General features: G+C 68.3%; 13 protein-coding genes. 6 read left to right on the forward strand and 7 right to left on the reverse strand.

Going from position 1 to position 13,696, the window contains the following annotated elements; genetic code table 11:
• Positions 1–25: 25 nt before the first annotated feature.
• Positions 26–634: a class I SAM-dependent DNA methyltransferase gene (locus AT699_RS14975; protein ID WP_024068951.1), complete on the reverse strand. Its 609-nt coding sequence runs from the start codon at positions 632–634 to the stop codon at positions 26–28.
• Positions 635–937: 303 nt separating this feature from the next.
• Between AT699_RS14975 and AT699_RS14980 the strand changes: the two genes are divergently transcribed.
• Together AT699_RS14980 and AT699_RS14985 are read left to right on the forward strand one after the other, a co-directional pair.
• A complete protein-coding gene (locus AT699_RS14980; RefSeq protein WP_024068952.1) occupies positions 938–2,095 on the forward strand; it encodes a putative lipoprotein in 1,158 nt (385 codons plus the stop codon).
• Between the two features lie 101 nt (positions 2,096–2,196).
• Positions 2,197–2,865 carry a class I SAM-dependent methyltransferase gene (locus tag AT699_RS14985; protein ID WP_006385350.1) on the forward strand — a complete coding sequence of 223 codons (669 nt, stop codon included), beginning with the start codon at positions 2,197–2,199 and terminating at the stop codon, positions 2,863–2,865.
• A gap of 19 nt (positions 2,866–2,884) precedes the next feature.
• Here AT699_RS14985 and AT699_RS14990 read toward each other — a convergent pair whose 3' ends face one another.
• Both AT699_RS14990 and AT699_RS14995 read right to left on the reverse strand, forming a co-directional pair.
• Positions 2,885–3,382: a hypothetical protein gene (locus tag AT699_RS14990; RefSeq protein ID WP_006385349.1), complete on the reverse strand. Its 498-nt coding sequence runs from the start codon at positions 3,380–3,382 to the stop codon at positions 2,885–2,887.
• Positions 3,383–3,481: 99 nt separating this feature from the next.
• Positions 3,482–4,366, reverse strand: a complete 885-nt coding sequence (locus AT699_RS14995) for a LysR family transcriptional regulator (RefSeq protein WP_024068953.1) — start codon at positions 4,364–4,366, stop codon at positions 3,482–3,484.
• 106 nt (positions 4,367–4,472) lie between these two features.
• On the opposite strand from AT699_RS14995, the gene AT699_RS15000 reads away from it, so the two are divergent.
• Together AT699_RS15000 and AT699_RS15005 are read left to right on the forward strand one after the other, a co-directional pair.
• Positions 4,473–5,597 (forward strand): muconate/chloromuconate family cycloisomerase, encoded by a 1,125-nt coding sequence (locus AT699_RS15000; protein ID WP_006385347.1) that lies wholly within the window; start codon positions 4,473–4,475, stop codon positions 5,595–5,597.
• An 82-nt stretch (positions 5,598–5,679) separates the two neighbouring features.
• Positions 5,680–6,666, forward strand: coding sequence for a Bug family tripartite tricarboxylate transporter substrate binding protein (locus tag AT699_RS15005; protein ID WP_024068954.1), 987 nt, complete (start codon positions 5,680–5,682; stop codon positions 6,664–6,666).
• A gap of 93 nt (positions 6,667–6,759) precedes the next feature.
• Here AT699_RS15005 and AT699_RS15010 read toward each other — a convergent pair whose 3' ends face one another.
• Positions 6,760–7,482 (reverse strand): GntR family transcriptional regulator, encoded by a 723-nt coding sequence (locus AT699_RS15010; protein WP_020927817.1) that lies wholly within the window; start codon positions 7,480–7,482, stop codon positions 6,760–6,762.
• A gap of 277 nt (positions 7,483–7,759) precedes the next feature.
• Here AT699_RS15010 and AT699_RS15015 point away from each other — a divergent pair, with 277 nt between their 5' ends.
• Together AT699_RS15015 and AT699_RS15020 are read left to right on the forward strand one after the other, a co-directional pair.
• Positions 7,760–8,662 carry a dihydrodipicolinate synthase family protein gene (locus tag AT699_RS15015; protein WP_006385344.1) on the forward strand — a complete coding sequence of 301 codons (903 nt, stop codon included), beginning with the start codon at positions 7,760–7,762 and terminating at the stop codon, positions 8,660–8,662.
• A 13-nt stretch (positions 8,663–8,675) separates the two neighbouring features.
• A complete protein-coding gene (locus AT699_RS15020) occupies positions 8,676–9,650 on the forward strand; it encodes a tripartite tricarboxylate transporter substrate binding protein (RefSeq protein ID WP_024068955.1) in 975 nt (324 codons plus the stop codon).
• Between the two features lie 434 nt (positions 9,651–10,084).
• Here AT699_RS15020 and AT699_RS15030 read toward each other — a convergent pair whose 3' ends face one another.
• The 3 genes from AT699_RS15030 to araD all read right to left on the reverse strand — a co-directional run bounded on the left by AT699_RS15030 (position 10,085) and on the right by araD (position 13,627).
• Entirely contained in the window at positions 10,085–11,074 is a 990-nt protein-coding gene (locus AT699_RS15030) for a Bug family tripartite tricarboxylate transporter substrate binding protein (protein WP_024068956.1), read from the reverse strand.
• Positions 11,075–11,138: 64 nt separating this feature from the next.
• Entirely contained in the window at positions 11,139–11,849 is a 711-nt protein-coding gene (locus AT699_RS15035) for a ribonuclease activity regulator RraA (RefSeq protein ID WP_054443338.1), read from the reverse strand.
• A gap of 47 nt (positions 11,850–11,896) precedes the next feature.
• Positions 11,897–13,627: an L-arabinonate dehydratase gene (gene araD / locus AT699_RS15040; protein WP_006385339.1), complete on the reverse strand. Its 1,731-nt coding sequence runs from the start codon at positions 13,625–13,627 to the stop codon at positions 11,897–11,899.
• Between the last annotated feature and the right edge of the window lie 69 nt (positions 13,628–13,696).

Genomic DNA, 13,696 nt, shown 5'->3' on the forward strand with positions numbered 1-13,696 from the left:
CTGACGGCCCGTCGCCCCGCCTGGCTCAGGTCCGCCTGGCCAGCCACACTGTCGCGTTGCCGCAAGCGGCGTCCCATTCGACGTGGCGCAATACCTCGAAGCCGTTGGCCGCGAGCAGCTCGCGGTATTCGGCGCTGTCCAGGCTGCCGTGATAAAGCGGCTGGCCGTCGAGCTGGCCGATGGCCTCGCCCAGCGTCGTGCCGCTGGTGAACATCAGCGCCGCGCCCGGCGCCGCCAGGCGTCGGAACTGGGCGAACATGGGCCGCTGGTCTTCGGGGGCAAGGTGAAAGAAGCTGTGCCAGGCGATCAGGCCGTCGAACGGTCCGGCGCAGGGCAGGCGGCGCATGTCGGCGGCGATCCAGGTGTGTCGCGGAAAGCGCGCGGCGGCCCGCGCCAGCAGCGCGGGCGCGCTGTCCACGCCGGTGAGCTGGCAGCCGTTGTCGATCAGGTGGCCGGCGATCGGCATGCCGGTGCCGCAACCGATGTCCAGCACTCGCCGAGCGGCCGCCGGCAGCGCCGCCAGGAAATCCGCCAGCCACGCGCGCTCGATCAGTGTGTTGCCGCGGTCGCGCTCGAACGCCGCCGCATGCGCCTGGTACAAGGCCATCACACCGGCGGACAAGGGATGGGCCATGTGCGTCGTCTCCTGGCGTCGATCAGGTCTGGCACCAGCACCTGCCGGCCCTTGCCCATCATGCCACGCGCCGGAGGCTCCCGCCCGCGCATGACAACGGCATGACGATCATGCCCCCGGCGTGCGGCATTCATACAGCTGATATTAAGGCATCGCCCCTACAATCGATTCAGACCGAGGGGCCTGCCCCCCACGCGAGTGCACGGCCTGAAACAGATGTTCACGCGCCTTTGCCGCCCGGCGGGAACCCGGCCCCGCTTGCGCCTATCCATATCCTCTCCGTTGCCTTCCGGTTCGTATCCCATGCCGTCTACCCCGCAGCAGCACCTTCCCGATCCGGGCGGAATCGTCATTCACGCCAGCGGCGCGCTGGCGATGACGCAACATTTCCTGTCCGACCTGGGCCTGCTCGCCGCCGCCCACTGCCAGGCGCAACCCGGCGCCGCCGGCGCGCATGCCGCGCTCACCCCGGGTTTCGCCGCCAGCTACCTGCCCGGGCACGACACTACGGGCGTGGCGCGGGCACTGAGCCTGCGCACCGACGCCAACGACGCCGACCTCGATCGCGAGATCGTGCTGGCGATGCTGGCCAGCCCGGTCGCCTTCGCCTTTCCCACGGTCGCGGAACTGGAATCGGCCGTGCGCATCCGCCGCTACATCGTGCGCGCCGCCGCCAAAACGGCGCTGGCCTTCGACACCGAACACGCCGAGCGGCCCGAAGACTACTGGACCTACGACGAGGCGCGCGGCTTCACGGTGCTGCCGGGCCGCTCGCTGATCGACGGCCTGCGCAAGGCCACGCAACCCGAGGCTTCGGGCCAGCTGTACGCCTTCTCGTGCTATCGCGCCACCGAATACGTCACCGTGCTCGGCATCGCGCAGGAACTGCGCGATGCCAATCCCGAATTGGGCCAGCGCCTGCAACGCCAGTGGGAAACGCGCGCGGTCATGTCCGGCAGCTTTCACGAGACCTTCCTGCAGGAATACGGCGCGCTGGACGCGCCGCTGCCGCAGCGCTTCTACGTGCCGGGCGACCGGCTCTGGTTCCGCAATCCCGACGCCGCGTCCTCCGACGTCGAGGGCTACGAAGGCTCCTGGGTGTTCTACCTGGGCGGGGGCCTGTTCAACAATTTCTGGGAACGCGGCGCGCCCTACACGCTGGCCTCCAAGTGCGTCGAGATCTTCCACTGGCGCCATGGCCTGCGCGCCGACGCGGCCGGCAAGCCCTTCATCGACGAAGCCATCGTCAAGGAACATGTGCACCGGACGCTGGCCGACCCCGAGGCCACCGCTGCCGTCCTGGCGCGCATGATGCGGATCCGCGATCCGCAGGGCGTCTACGCCGAGGGCGGCTGCATCGACGCCACCCGCGAACGGGTGCGCTGGGTGCGTCCTGGCCACAGCGATATCGTGCTGCCTGACTTTCCCCGCCCCGCGGTGTCACGGTCCTTCGCGGCCTGACCCCGCATCACGCCGGCGCATCGCTTGACGCGCGGCGTTTCATGAAACATCATATGTTTCATGAAACACACCCTGTTCCGAGTGTTCTCGCGGAGCCGCGCATGACCTTTGCCCAAACCCCCGGCGCCTCGGACGACTATGCCGACCGCGTCGCCCGCCATGTGCCGGGCCTGCGCGACCTGCACCGCATGATCGGCGTGCTGATGGCCGAGCAGACGCCCGCCGACGGCCATCTCCTGGTGCTGGGCGCCGGCGGCGGCCTGGAACTGAAAGCACTGGCCGAAAGCGGCCCGCGCTGGCGCCTGGACGGCGTCGATCCCTCCGCGGACATGCTGCGCCAGGCCCGCGCCACGCTGGGCGAGCTGGCGCCGCGCGCCACTTTGCGCCAAGGCTATATCGACGATGCCCCCGAAGGCCCCTACGACGGCGCGACCTGCCTGCTGACGCTGCACTTCCTGGCGCCCCAGGAACGCCTGCGCACGGTGCGTGAATTGAGCCGCCGCCTGCGCCCCGGCGCCCCGTTCATCGTCGCCCACCACAGTTTTCCGCTGCAACGGCGCGATGCGTGGCTGGCACGCAATGCCGCCTTCATCACCGCCGCCGGCGTGCCGGCCGCGCAGGCGCGCGACGGCATGCAAGCGATGCGCGACAAGCTGCCCGTGCTGGATCCGCAGGCAGACGAGGCCATCCTGCGCGACGCCGGCTTTACCGATATCGAGCTGTTCTACGCCGCGCTGACGTTCAAGGGCTGGGTCTGCCGCAAGGCCTGACGGCACGCGCGGCGCCGGATCAGCCGCGGCCGAAATCCTTCTGCTTGAAATCGGTATCGCCGCGATAGCCATACAGGCGTGAAACCGCCTGGAAATCCTCGGGCGAGAAGCCGGCCCAGGAGTAGTTGCGGATGTGCTTCTTGCTCTGCGCATCGCGCACGTAGAAAGACAGCGAGGCCTTCTGCTCGGGCACGTTCACCGCCTTGTGCAGCGACGGCACGAATTCATATTGCGACGTGGGGTAGGTCTTTTTCACACCCAGCAACGTGCTGACCACGATCTCGGTTTCGCTGAAGGCATAGCGGTTCACGAGCACGTAGTCCTTGCGGACCGCCAGGAACACGACCAGCGCCAGCGCCACGGTGGCCAGGTAGAAGCCCGGCGAGTTGATATCACGATCGACGGTGTAGCGGTAGGCGTAGTTGAAGACCAGCGACAGCAGGCCCACGGCGATGACCAGTTGTCCCAGTTGGGAAAACAGCCATTTGGCCTTGTTCTGGATGTTGACGATCAGCATTGCTAGGGTCCCTATGACGGTTGTTATTGGAAGCACGGGATTGGCAAGCGCGTAGTGTGCCGCAAGCCGACCCGCCGCAACCGCCGCGCCTACGCTTTGTTACCCCTTGGCCAATTGCTGCGCCAGGGCCAGCGCCTGCGCCAGGAACGGCGAGGCGTCGTCCTTGCGATAACTGGCGATCACCGGCGACACGAAGGCCTCGGCGTCGATGCGCACGTGGGCCACGTCGCGCCGTTGCAGGCGCTGCACCGAGGCCGGCACCACCGTCACGCCCAGTCCGGCCGCCACCAGGCCGATGGCGGTCTGCAATTCGTTGGCCTCCTGCGCCACCTGAGGCGCATGGCCGGCGGCGCGGAACAGGTCCAGCACGTGGTCGGCGAAGTTGGGCCGCGGCCGGGCCGGATACAGCAGGAACGGCTCCTGCGCCAGCCGGTCGACCGACACGCTGTCGCAGCCGGCCAGCGGATGCCGCAGCGGCACGGCGGCCATCAGCGGCTCGGTCATCAGCACGCGGCGCTCGATCGCCGGATCGTCCAGCAGGATGCGGCCGATGCCCAGGTCGATGCGGCCGGCCTTGAGCGCCTCCAGTTGCGGCAGCGTGGTCATCTCCAGCAAGCCGACCTCGACCTGCGCGTCGGCGCCGCGCAATTGCCGGATCAGCTCGGGCACGAAGCCATACAGCGTCGACGGCACGAAGCCGATGCCGAACCAGCGGCGCCGCGCCTGGCCCAGCCGGCGCGTGCCCTCCAGCACTTCGTCCAGCCTTGTGGTCAGCAGGCGCGACTGCTCCAGCAGGAACCGCCCGGCCTCGGTCAGGCGCAGCGCGCGGGTGGTGCGCTCGAACAGCGCCACGCCCAGTTCCTCTTCCATCTGGCGGATCTGGCGGCTGAGCGGCGGCTGCGCCATGTGCAGCGCTTCGGCGGCGCGGGTGAAGCTGCCCTCGCGCGCCACCGCCTGGAAATACCGCAGGTGCCTGAGTTCCATGGCTATCCAAACCCTATAGGTATAAATGGAGACCCATATAGTCTTGGACTTGGCCGTGTAACGCAAGCGATACTGCGCTTGCCCTGAAGAACTTGCTTTGGAAAGTATGAATCCGGTAACGATAAACTCGGTCGAGGCGATCCTGGTGGATCTGCCGACCATCCGCGCCCACCAGCTGGCCATGGCCGTGATGCAGCGCCAGACGCTGGTGATCGTGCGCCTGCGCTGCAGCGACGGCATCGAGGGCATCGGCGAAGCCACCACCATCGGCGGCCTGTCGTATGGCGAGGAAAGCCCGGAAGGCATCAAGCTGGCCATCGACACCTACCTGGCGCCAGCGCTGGCCGGCCTGGACGCGGCCAACATCCACGCCGCCATGCGGCGCCTGGAAACCGTGGCGCGCGGCAACCGCTTCGCCAAGTCGGCGCTGGAAAGCGCGCTGCTCGATGCCCAGGGCAAGCGCCTGGGCGTGTCGGTCTCGACCCTGCTGGGCGGCGCCGTGCGCGCCAGCCTGCCGGTGCTGTGGACCCTGGCCAGCGGCGATACCGCGCGCGACATCGAGGAAGCCGAGTCGCTGCTCGCCAGCCGCCGCCACAACACCTTCAAGCTCAAGGTCGGCCGCCGCGCCGTGGCCGACGACGTGGCCCACGTGTCGCGCATCAAGCAGGCGCTGGGCGAGCGCGCCCGCGTCACCGTGGACGTCAACCAGGCCTGGAACGAGGCCGACGCGGCCGGCGCCATCGCGCGCCTGGAAGCGGCCGGCGTCGACCTGATCGAACAACCCATCCCGCGCGCCAACCTGGCCGGCATGGCGCGGCTGGCGGCGCGCTTCGTGGTGCCCATCATGGCCGACGAAGCCATCAATGGCCCCGAGGACGCGCTGGCCATCGCCCGCCTGGGCGCGGCCGACGTGCTGGCGCTGAAGATCGCCAAGTCGGGCGGCATCCACGAAATGCTGCGCACCGCCGCGGTCGGCGACGCCGCCGGCATGTCGCTGTACGGCGGCACCATGCTGGAAGGCTCGGTCGGCTCGATCGCCTCGGCGCACGGCTTCGCCTGCCTGCCGCGGCTGTCGTGGGGCACCGAACTGTTCGGCCCGCTGCTGCTCAAGGACGACATCGTCGCCAACCCGCCGCGCTACGCCGATTTCGAGATGGAGATCCCCACCGGCCCGGGCCTGGGCCTGGAACTGGACGAAGACAAACTGGCTTTCTACCGCAGGGACCGCTGACGCGCCCTGCCCCACGGTTGTTCCCGCGCGCCGGCCACGCATCGGCGCGCGGAAAAATAATTCAAGCACACGGAGACACGACATGGTTTTGCGCCACGCATTCAAACACCTCGCCCGGGCCTGCATGGGCCTGGCCCTGCTCGGCGCCGCCAGCGGCGCGATGGCCGACGGCTACCCCGACCGGCCGGTCAAGTGGATCGTGCCGTTCCCGCCGGGCGGCGCCATGGACAGCATCGCCCGCACCCTGGGCGAGTCGATGGGCAAGCAACTGAACACCTCGTTCATCGTCGAGAACCGCGCCGGCGCCGGCGGCAACATCGGCGCGGCCAGCGTGGCGCGTTCCAAGCCGGACGGCTACACCATCCTGATCGTGGCCAACGGCATGGCCGTGAACCCGGCGCTGTACGCCGACCTGAACTACGACCCGATCAAGGACTTCGCGCCGATCTCGCTGCTGGCGGTGGTGCCGAACGTGCTGGTCACCAACCCCGCGCGCAACGATGTGAAGAGCGTGGACGAAGTGATAGCCAAGGCCAAGGCGCAGCCCAACCACTACACCTACGCCTCGGCCGGCGTCGGCACCTCGATCCACCTGGCGGGCGAGCTGTTCGTCTCCATGGCCAAGATCGACATGCTGCACGTGCCCTACAAGGGCAGCGGCCCGGCCATCGCCGACCTGCTGGGCGGCCAGGTGGACTACATGTTCGACAGCGTAACGTCGGCCAAGCCGCACATCGAGGCCGGCAAACTGCGCGCATTGGCGGTGACCACCGCCAAGCGCTCGGCGGCGCTGCCCAACGTGCCCACCGTGGCCGAAAGCGGCCTGCCCGGCTACGAACTGATGCCGTGGTTCGCCGCCTTCGCGCCGGCCGGCACGCCGCCCGAGGTCGTGGCCAAACTGAACGCGGCCATGCGCCAGGCCCTGAACGAGCCCAAGGTCAAGGCGACGCTGGATTCGATCGGCGCCGAATCCATAGGCGGCACGCCCGACGAACTGCGCGACTACCTGGCCAAGGAAACCGCGCAGTGGAAGGTGCTGGTGAAGGAACGCAACATCAAGATCAACTGAGTCACGCGCGGACTCGGCGCGGGCGCGACACGCGCCCGCTGCGCGCCGGCCGAGGGAGTTTCCCCGGCCGGCGTTTTTGCGTCGGCTGTGCCGCTACGCCGGCGCCGCGGTCGTATCGAGCAGGTGATCGACAATCGCCAGGATCTGCTCGGCGGCCTCGGCAATGTGGTGTTCCAGGGCCGCCTCGGCCTCGCCGGCGCGGCCCTGGCGACAGAACGCGATCAGCGCGCTGTGCTCGTCGTGGGCCTGCTGGCGGATCGGCGCGTTGACGATCTGGAAGCGGAAATAGCGTTCGGATTTTTCATGCAGCGCGCGCACCATGGCCAGCGCCGCTGGCCGCTGCGCGGCGCGGTACAGCAGTTCGTGCAACTGCCAATTGAGCCGGCCCCACTGCTGCGGTTCGGCGCTGTCCATCCGCGCCACGATGCGCGCCGCCTCGTCCAGTTCCTCGGGCGTGTGCTGCGACACCGCCAGGCGCAGCAGCCAGGGTTCGAGCCGCAGGCGGATGTCGAAGAATTCCTGCACTTCGGCGCGCGACAGCATCGAGACGTAGGCGCCGCGGTGCGCGATCATGTCCACCAACCCTTCGGCGCTGAGCTGGCGGATCGCCTCGCGCACCGGCAGCCGGCTCACCCCCAGTTCCTCGGCCAGCAGTTCCTGGCGCAGGGCGGAGCCCGGCGCGATCGCGCCAGACAGGATGCGGTCGCGCAGTTCGTCGACCACCAGGTCGACGGCGGTCTTGCGCACCAGGCGACCGGTGGATCCGGCGGCGACGCGGGGTTGGGTGGCGCTGGCGGGAGAGGAATTCTGGGACACGTCACATCCGGTGGAAGATTCCGCCCGGCGGACGCCGGACGGCAGCGGATCCGTTCCACCTGCCCCACGCCCAGGAAAACCCCGAGAGACAGCCGGTGTCTGGAACCCGTTTAATGTGAGTATATTGGATCCATGATCCAACAAAAATCGACGCCCTTGCCGGGGCGATGGTTCGAGGCCGCGCGCCTCGTTTTTCTGGCACTTTTATTTTGGATCCAATATCCAATCAATAGCCCGACAGTACAAGCCGGGCGGATCACGCAACAGGAGCGGCAGCATGAGCATTCAATGGCAAGGCGTATTTCCCGCGGTCACCACCAAACTGAAGCCCGATTTCTCGCTGGACGCGGACGCCATCCGCCAGGGCCTGGAGCGCCTGATCGCCAATGGCGTGGGCGGCGTGGTGATGATGGGCATGGTGGGCGAAAACGCCCAGCTCGCGCCCGAGGAAAAGCTGGAGGTGCTGCGCATCGCGGTCGAGACCGTGCGCGGCCGCGTGCCGGTGGTGTCGGGCGTGGCCGAGACCGGCACCGCGCGCGCGGCGGCATTCGCGCGCCAGGCGGCGCAGATCGGCGTCGATGGGCTGATGGTGTTTCCCGGCCTGACGTACAAGTCGGACGAGCGCGAAACGGTGGCGTTCTACCGCGGCGTGGCGCAGGCCAGTCCCCTGCCCATCCTGCTGTACAACAACCCGCGCGGCTACGGCGTCGACCTGACGCCGGACCTGGTGGCGCAGTTGCTGGAGGAACCGACCATCGTCGCCATCAAGGAGGAATCCTACGACACCACCCGCGTGACCGACCTGATCACGCGCTTCGGCGACCGCCTAGCGGTGGTCTGCGGCGTCGACGACCTGGTGCTGGAAAGCGCCGCGCTGGGCGTGACCGCCTGGGTCTCGGGCATGGCCAACGCCGTGCCGAAAGCGTCGGTGGACCTGCTGCGGCTGGCGGTCGAAGGCGACTTCAAGCGCGCCCGCACGCTGTACGCGGCGCTCACGCCGCTGTTCCACCTGGACACCGTGGTCAAGCTGGTGCAGCACATCAAGCTGGCCGAGCACCTGATCACCGGCAGCGCCGAAACCGTCAAGCCGCCGCGCCTGGACCTGGCCGGCGCCGAACGCGAACGCACCCTTGCCATCACCCGCCAGACATTGGCGGATCTTTCAGCCCTGGGCTACTGATACCGGAGCCACCATGACCCGCACCCGCCTGCCCGCGCTGGCCTTCAGCGCCCTGTCCTTCCTGGCCTGCGCCACCGCCGCTCCCGCCGCGATGGCGGCCGACTATCCCAGCCGCTCGATGGAACTGGTGGTCGCCTACCAGCCCGGCGGCGGCAGCGACAACACCGCCCGCGCCATCGCCGAAGCGGTGCGCCCGCCGCTGCTGGCGCAGCCCACCGTGGTGATCAACAAGCCCGGCGCCAGCGGTTCGATCGGCTGGTCGTATGTGGCCAACGCGCAGCCCGACGGCTACAGGCTGGTGCTGATGACGCCCGAGATGCTGGTGGTGCCGCTGATGGGCATCGGCAAGACCACGGTCAAGGACTTCCAGCCGATTGCCCGCTTCACCGATGATCCGTCGTCGGTCACGGTGCGGGCCGACGCGCCGTGGAAGACGGTGGAGGAATTCCTGGACTACGCCCGAAAGAATCCCGAGCGGGTGGCGGTGTCCAACGCCGGCATCGGCACCGTGCCGCACATGGCGGCCGCGGCGCTGGGCGAGCAGACCGGCGTGAAGTTCGTGCACGTGCCCTACCAGGGATCGGCGCCGGCCATCATGGGCCTGCTGGCGGGCGACGTGCAGGCCACCACGGTGGCCTATGCCGAACTGCAGCAGCACGTGGACACCGGCAAGCTGCGCACCCTGGCCGTGATGGCGCCGAAACGGCTCGACAACCTGCCGGACGTGCCGACCATGAAGGAACGCGGCGCCGACCTGCAGTTCAGCGTCTGGCGCGGCATCGGCCTGCCGAAGTCGGCCCCGGCCGACGCCATCGAGAAATGGCGCAACGCCGCGCGCCAGGTGGCGCAGTCGCAGGACTTCCAGGCGCTGATGCGCAAGCAGAACCTGACGCCGTCATACGCCGACCAACCGCAATTCGCGGCCGACGTGGCGCGGCAGGAACAGGCCTTCAACGCGCTGGTGCCGAAGCTGAACCTGAAACCCTGACGCGGCGAATCCGGACGTGGAAAACAAAACCCCGGCTCCAGGCCGGGGTGGGAATCAGGTCTTACATGATGGGGCGTAGGCTTGCGCCCATTGGCAGCCATCACCAACCTAGTCGCTATTCTAGACTCTTGGAATCCGCGCGGTCAAAGGACGATCGGTCCGTCTTTTGCGCGCTTCTGCGACATGCCCCACACGCTGCCGTACCGGCCCATTCTGATTGATACGCTCATCAGCAACAGGCGCATACGCATCCGATCCATTCGCTGGACAAACTGGCAACGCTGGTGGACCGATCCGCCCGCGAAAATGTCACGCTGCCTGCGATCATGCGTTCGGGGCGCCGACGGCGGCGGTTCCTGATTCTGCCCCACTGAAACCATCCCGGGGACTCGCATCCAACGTTCCCCGGGGAGTGGCCAACCATTGCGACGACGCTACTCCACCGTCGCCCCCGATTTCTTCACCACCTCCGCCCAGCGCGGGATCTCCGTGGCCATCAGGGCGCGCAGTTCATCGGGCGTGCTGCCGACCAGCTCCATGCCCATGGTCTTGCCGAGCTTTTCCTGCACGTCGGGTTCCTTCAGGATCACGGCGATCTCGGCGGCGAGCTTGTCGAGGATGGGCTTGGGCGTGCCCTTGGGCGCATACACCGCCTGCCACGACGCCATCTGGAAGCCGGGCACGCCGGCCTCCTGCATGGTCGGCACGTCCGGGGCCAGCGAGATGCGGTCCTTGGTGGTGACGGCCAGCAGCTTGAGCTTGCCGGTCTGCAAGAGCGGCAAGGCGGCGGTCATCTGGTCGAACATGAAGGTGACCGCGCCCGAGGACACATCGACCATGGCGGGCGGCGTGCCCTTGTAGGGCACGTGCGTGAGCGGCACGCCGATCATGCCGGAGAACAGTTCGCCGGCCAGGTGGGTGGAGGTGCCGGCGCCGGACGACGCGAAGGTGCGCTTGGACGGATCCTTCTTGAGCAGCGCGATCAGGTCGGCCACCGAGTTCACGCCCAGGTTCGGGTCGACCAGCAGCACGTTCGGCAGATAGGCGATCAGCGAGACCGGCTCGAAGTCCTTGACCGGGTCGTACTTCAGGTTCTTGTAGAGGCTGGCGTTGATGGCGTGAGTGCTGATGGTGCCGCCGAACAGCGTGTAGCCGTCGGGCGCGGCCTTGGCCACGTAGGTGGCGCCGATGCCGCCGGCGGCGCCGGGCTTGTTCTCGACGATGACGTTCTGGTGCAGCCGGTCGCCCAGCTTCTGCGCCAGCACGCGGCCGACCACGTCGGTGGAGCCGCCCACGGTGAACGGCACCACGTAGGAAATCGGCTTCTGCGCCGGCCACTCGGCGGCCGTGGCCGGCAGCGCCCACGCGCCCAGCAGCGGTCCTGCCAGCAGCGCGGCCAGCGCGCTGCGACGTTGCTTGTTCATGCTTGTCTCCTGCCCTCTGTGTTTTATAGGCATGGGTCGCCGGCCGGACGGCCGGCGCCAGGGCTCAACGGCCCAGTTCTTTGCGCCAGGCGGCGAACTTGTCCTTGGTGGCCGGGTCGGTGGGCGGATACAGGCCCAGGATCGAGGCGCCGGCCTGCACCTGGCTGGTGACGAAGTCCTCGAACGCGGTCATCTCCACCGCTTCGTCCGCGATCTCGTCGGCCAGGTGCGCGGGGATCACCACCACGCCCTCGCGGTCGCCCACGACGATGTCGCCGGGAAACACGGCCACGTCGCCGCAGCCGATGGGCGCATTGATATCCAGCGCCTGGTGCAGCGTCAGGTTGGTCGGCGCGGACGGCCGGTTGTGGTACGCGGGAAAGCCGAGTTCGGCGATCTCGGGCGAGTCGCGAAAACCGCCGTCGGTGACCACGCCGGCCACGCCGCGCTTCATCAGGCGGGTCACCAGGATCGAGCCGGCCGAGGCGGCGCGCGGGTCCTTGCGGCTGTCCATCACCAGCACCGCGCCGGGCGGGCAGGTCTCGACCGCGGCGCGCTGCGGATGGGCGCGGTCCTCGAACACCTTGATGGTGTTCAGGTCCTCGCGCGCCGGGATGTAGCGCAGCGTGAAGGCCGGGCCGACCATGTTGGGCAGCGTCGCGTTCAGCGGCCGCACGTCCTGGATGAACTGGTTGCGCAGGCCGCGCTTGAACAAGGCGGTGCACAGCGTGGCGGTGCTGATGCCGGCCAGCTTGGCGCGGGTGGCGGGATTCATGTCTGACACGGAAAACTCCAGGGAAAGCGATTCAGGGGATGGCGGGTTCAGAAGATTTCCGGTTCCGGCACGGGCGCGCCGAAGCTGGTCTCGAGGAAGTCGAAGTCGCAGCCCTCGTCGGCCTGCAGGATGTGTTGCGAGTACATCCAGCCGTAGCCGCGCTCGTAGCGCTTGGGCGGCGGCGTCCAGGCGGCGCGGCGCGCGGCCAGTTCCTCGTCGCTGACGTTCAGGTGGATGCTGCGGGCCGGCACGTCGACGGTGATCAGGTCGCCGGTCTTGACCAGCGCCAGCGGGCCGCCGATGTAGGCTTCGGGCGCCGCGTGCAGGATGCAGGCGCCGTAGCTGGTGCCGCTCATGCGCGCGTCGGACAGGCGCAGCATGTCGCGCACGCCCTGCTTGACCAGCTTGGTGGGGATCGGCAGCATGCCCCACTCCGGCATGCCGGGTCCGCCCTGCGGGCCGGCGTTGCGCAGGATCATGATGTGGTCGGCGGTGACGTCCAGGTTCTCGTCGTCGACCGCGGCTTTCATGCTGGGATAGTCGTCGAACACCAGCGCCGGGCCGGTGTGTCGCAGGTACTGCGGGGCGCAGGCGCTGGGCTTGATGACGCAGCCGTCCGGCGCGATGTTGCCGCGCAGGACCGCCAGCGCGCCCTCGTCGTAGATGGCGGTGTCGAGCTTGCGGATGACGTCGTCGTTGTAGACCTCGGCGCCGGCGATGTTCTCGCCCAGCGTCTTGCCGGTGACGGTCATGGCGGACAGGTCCAGGTGGCCTTCCAGGCGCGACATCAGCGCCGGCAGGCCGCCGGCGTAGAAGAAGTCTTCCATCAGGTACTTGTCGCCGCTGGGCCGGATATTGGCGATGACCGGCACCTTGCGGCTGGCGGCGTCGAAGTCGTCCAGGCCCACAGGATGGCCGGCGCGACGCGACATGGCCACCAGGTGGATGATGGCGTTGGTGGAGCAGCCCATGGCCATGGCCACGTTGATGGCGTTCTTGAACGAGGCCAGCGTCAGGATGCGCTGCGGCGTCAGGTCGTCCCACACCATCTCGACCACGCGGCGGCCGCATTCGGCCGACATGCGCATGTGGTTGACGTCGGCCGCCGGGATCGACGAGGCCCCCGGCAGCGTCATGCCGATGGCCTCGGCGATGGCGGTCATGGTGCTGGCCGTGCCCATCGTCATGCAGGTGCCGTAGCTGCGGGCGATGCCGCCTTCGACCTCGGTCCATTGTTCCTGCGTGATCTTGCCGGCGCGGCGCTCGTCCCACAGCTTCCAGGCATCCGAGCCGGAGCCCAGGATCTTGCCCTTCCAGTTGCCGCGCAGCATCGGGCCGGCGGGCACGTAGACACAGGGCAGCCCGGCGCTGATGGCGCCCATCAAGAGGCCCGGCGTGGTCTTGTCGCAGCCGCCCAGCAGCACCGCGCCGTCCACCGGGTGGCTGCGCAGCAGTTCCTCGGCCTCCATCGCCAGCATGTTCCGGTACAGCATGGTGGTGGGCTTGACGAACGATTCGGACACCGAGATGGCCGGCAGTTCCACCGGGAAGCCGCCGGCCTGGAACACGCCGCGCTTGACGTCCTCGACGCGCTGCTTGAAGTGGCTGTGGCAGGGGTTCAGGTCGGACCAGGTGTTGATGATGGCGATGATCGGGCGACCGGCCCAGTCGTCGGGGCCATAGCCCATCTGCATCATGCGGGAACGATGGCCGAACGAGCGCAGGTCGTCCTTGGCCATCCAGGCGGCGCTGCGCAGGCTTTCGTAGGTGCGTTTCATAGGCGGGTGCGGGTCCAGGGATGCGAAAAGAGAAAGAGAAGAAATCGTTGACCGGACCATTTAAACACT

This window comes from Achromobacter xylosoxidans, assembly GCF_001457475.1.
GTDB lineage: Bacteria > Pseudomonadota > Gammaproteobacteria > Burkholderiales > Burkholderiaceae_B > Achromobacter > Achromobacter xylosoxidans.

Bases quoted from the DNA above. Each gene is read 5' to 3' on its own strand.
- AT699_RS14990 (WP_006385349.1), bottom strand. From the start codon at position 3,382: ATGCTGATCGTCAACATCCAGAACAAGGCCAAATGGCTGTTTTCCCAA.
- AT699_RS15020 (WP_024068955.1), top strand. From the start codon at position 8,676: ATGACCCGCACCCGCCTGCCCGCGCTGGCCTTCAGCGCCCTGTCCTTC.
- AT699_RS15000 (WP_006385347.1), top strand. From the start codon at position 4,473: ATGAATCCGGTAACGATAAACTCGGTCGAGGCGATCCTGGTGGATCTG.
- AT699_RS15035 (WP_054443338.1), bottom strand. From the start codon at position 11,849: ATGAATCCCGCCACCCGCGCCAAGCTGGCCGGCATCAGCACCGCCACG.
- AT699_RS14980 (WP_024068952.1), top strand. From the start codon at position 938: ATGCCGTCTACCCCGCAGCAGCACCTTCCCGATCCGGGCGGAATCGTC.
- AT699_RS15015 (WP_006385344.1), top strand. From the start codon at position 7,760: ATGAGCATTCAATGGCAAGGCGTATTTCCCGCGGTCACCACCAAACTG.
- AT699_RS14975 (WP_024068951.1), bottom strand. From the start codon at position 634: ATGGCCCATCCCTTGTCCGCCGGTGTGATGGCCTTGTACCAGGCGCAT.
- AT699_RS14985 (WP_006385350.1), top strand. From the start codon at position 2,197: ATGACCTTTGCCCAAACCCCCGGCGCCTCGGACGACTATGCCGACCGC.
- AT699_RS15005 (WP_024068954.1), top strand. From the start codon at position 5,680: ATGGTTTTGCGCCACGCATTCAAACACCTCGCCCGGGCCTGCATGGGC.
- AT699_RS15030 (WP_024068956.1), bottom strand. From the start codon at position 11,074: ATGAACAAGCAACGTCGCAGCGCGCTGGCCGCGCTGCTGGCAGGACCG.
- AT699_RS14995 (WP_024068953.1), bottom strand. From the start codon at position 4,366: ATGGAACTCAGGCACCTGCGGTATTTCCAGGCGGTGGCGCGCGAGGGC.
- araD (WP_006385339.1), bottom strand. From the start codon at position 13,627: ATGAAACGCACCTACGAAAGCCTGCGCAGCGCCGCCTGGATGGCCAAG.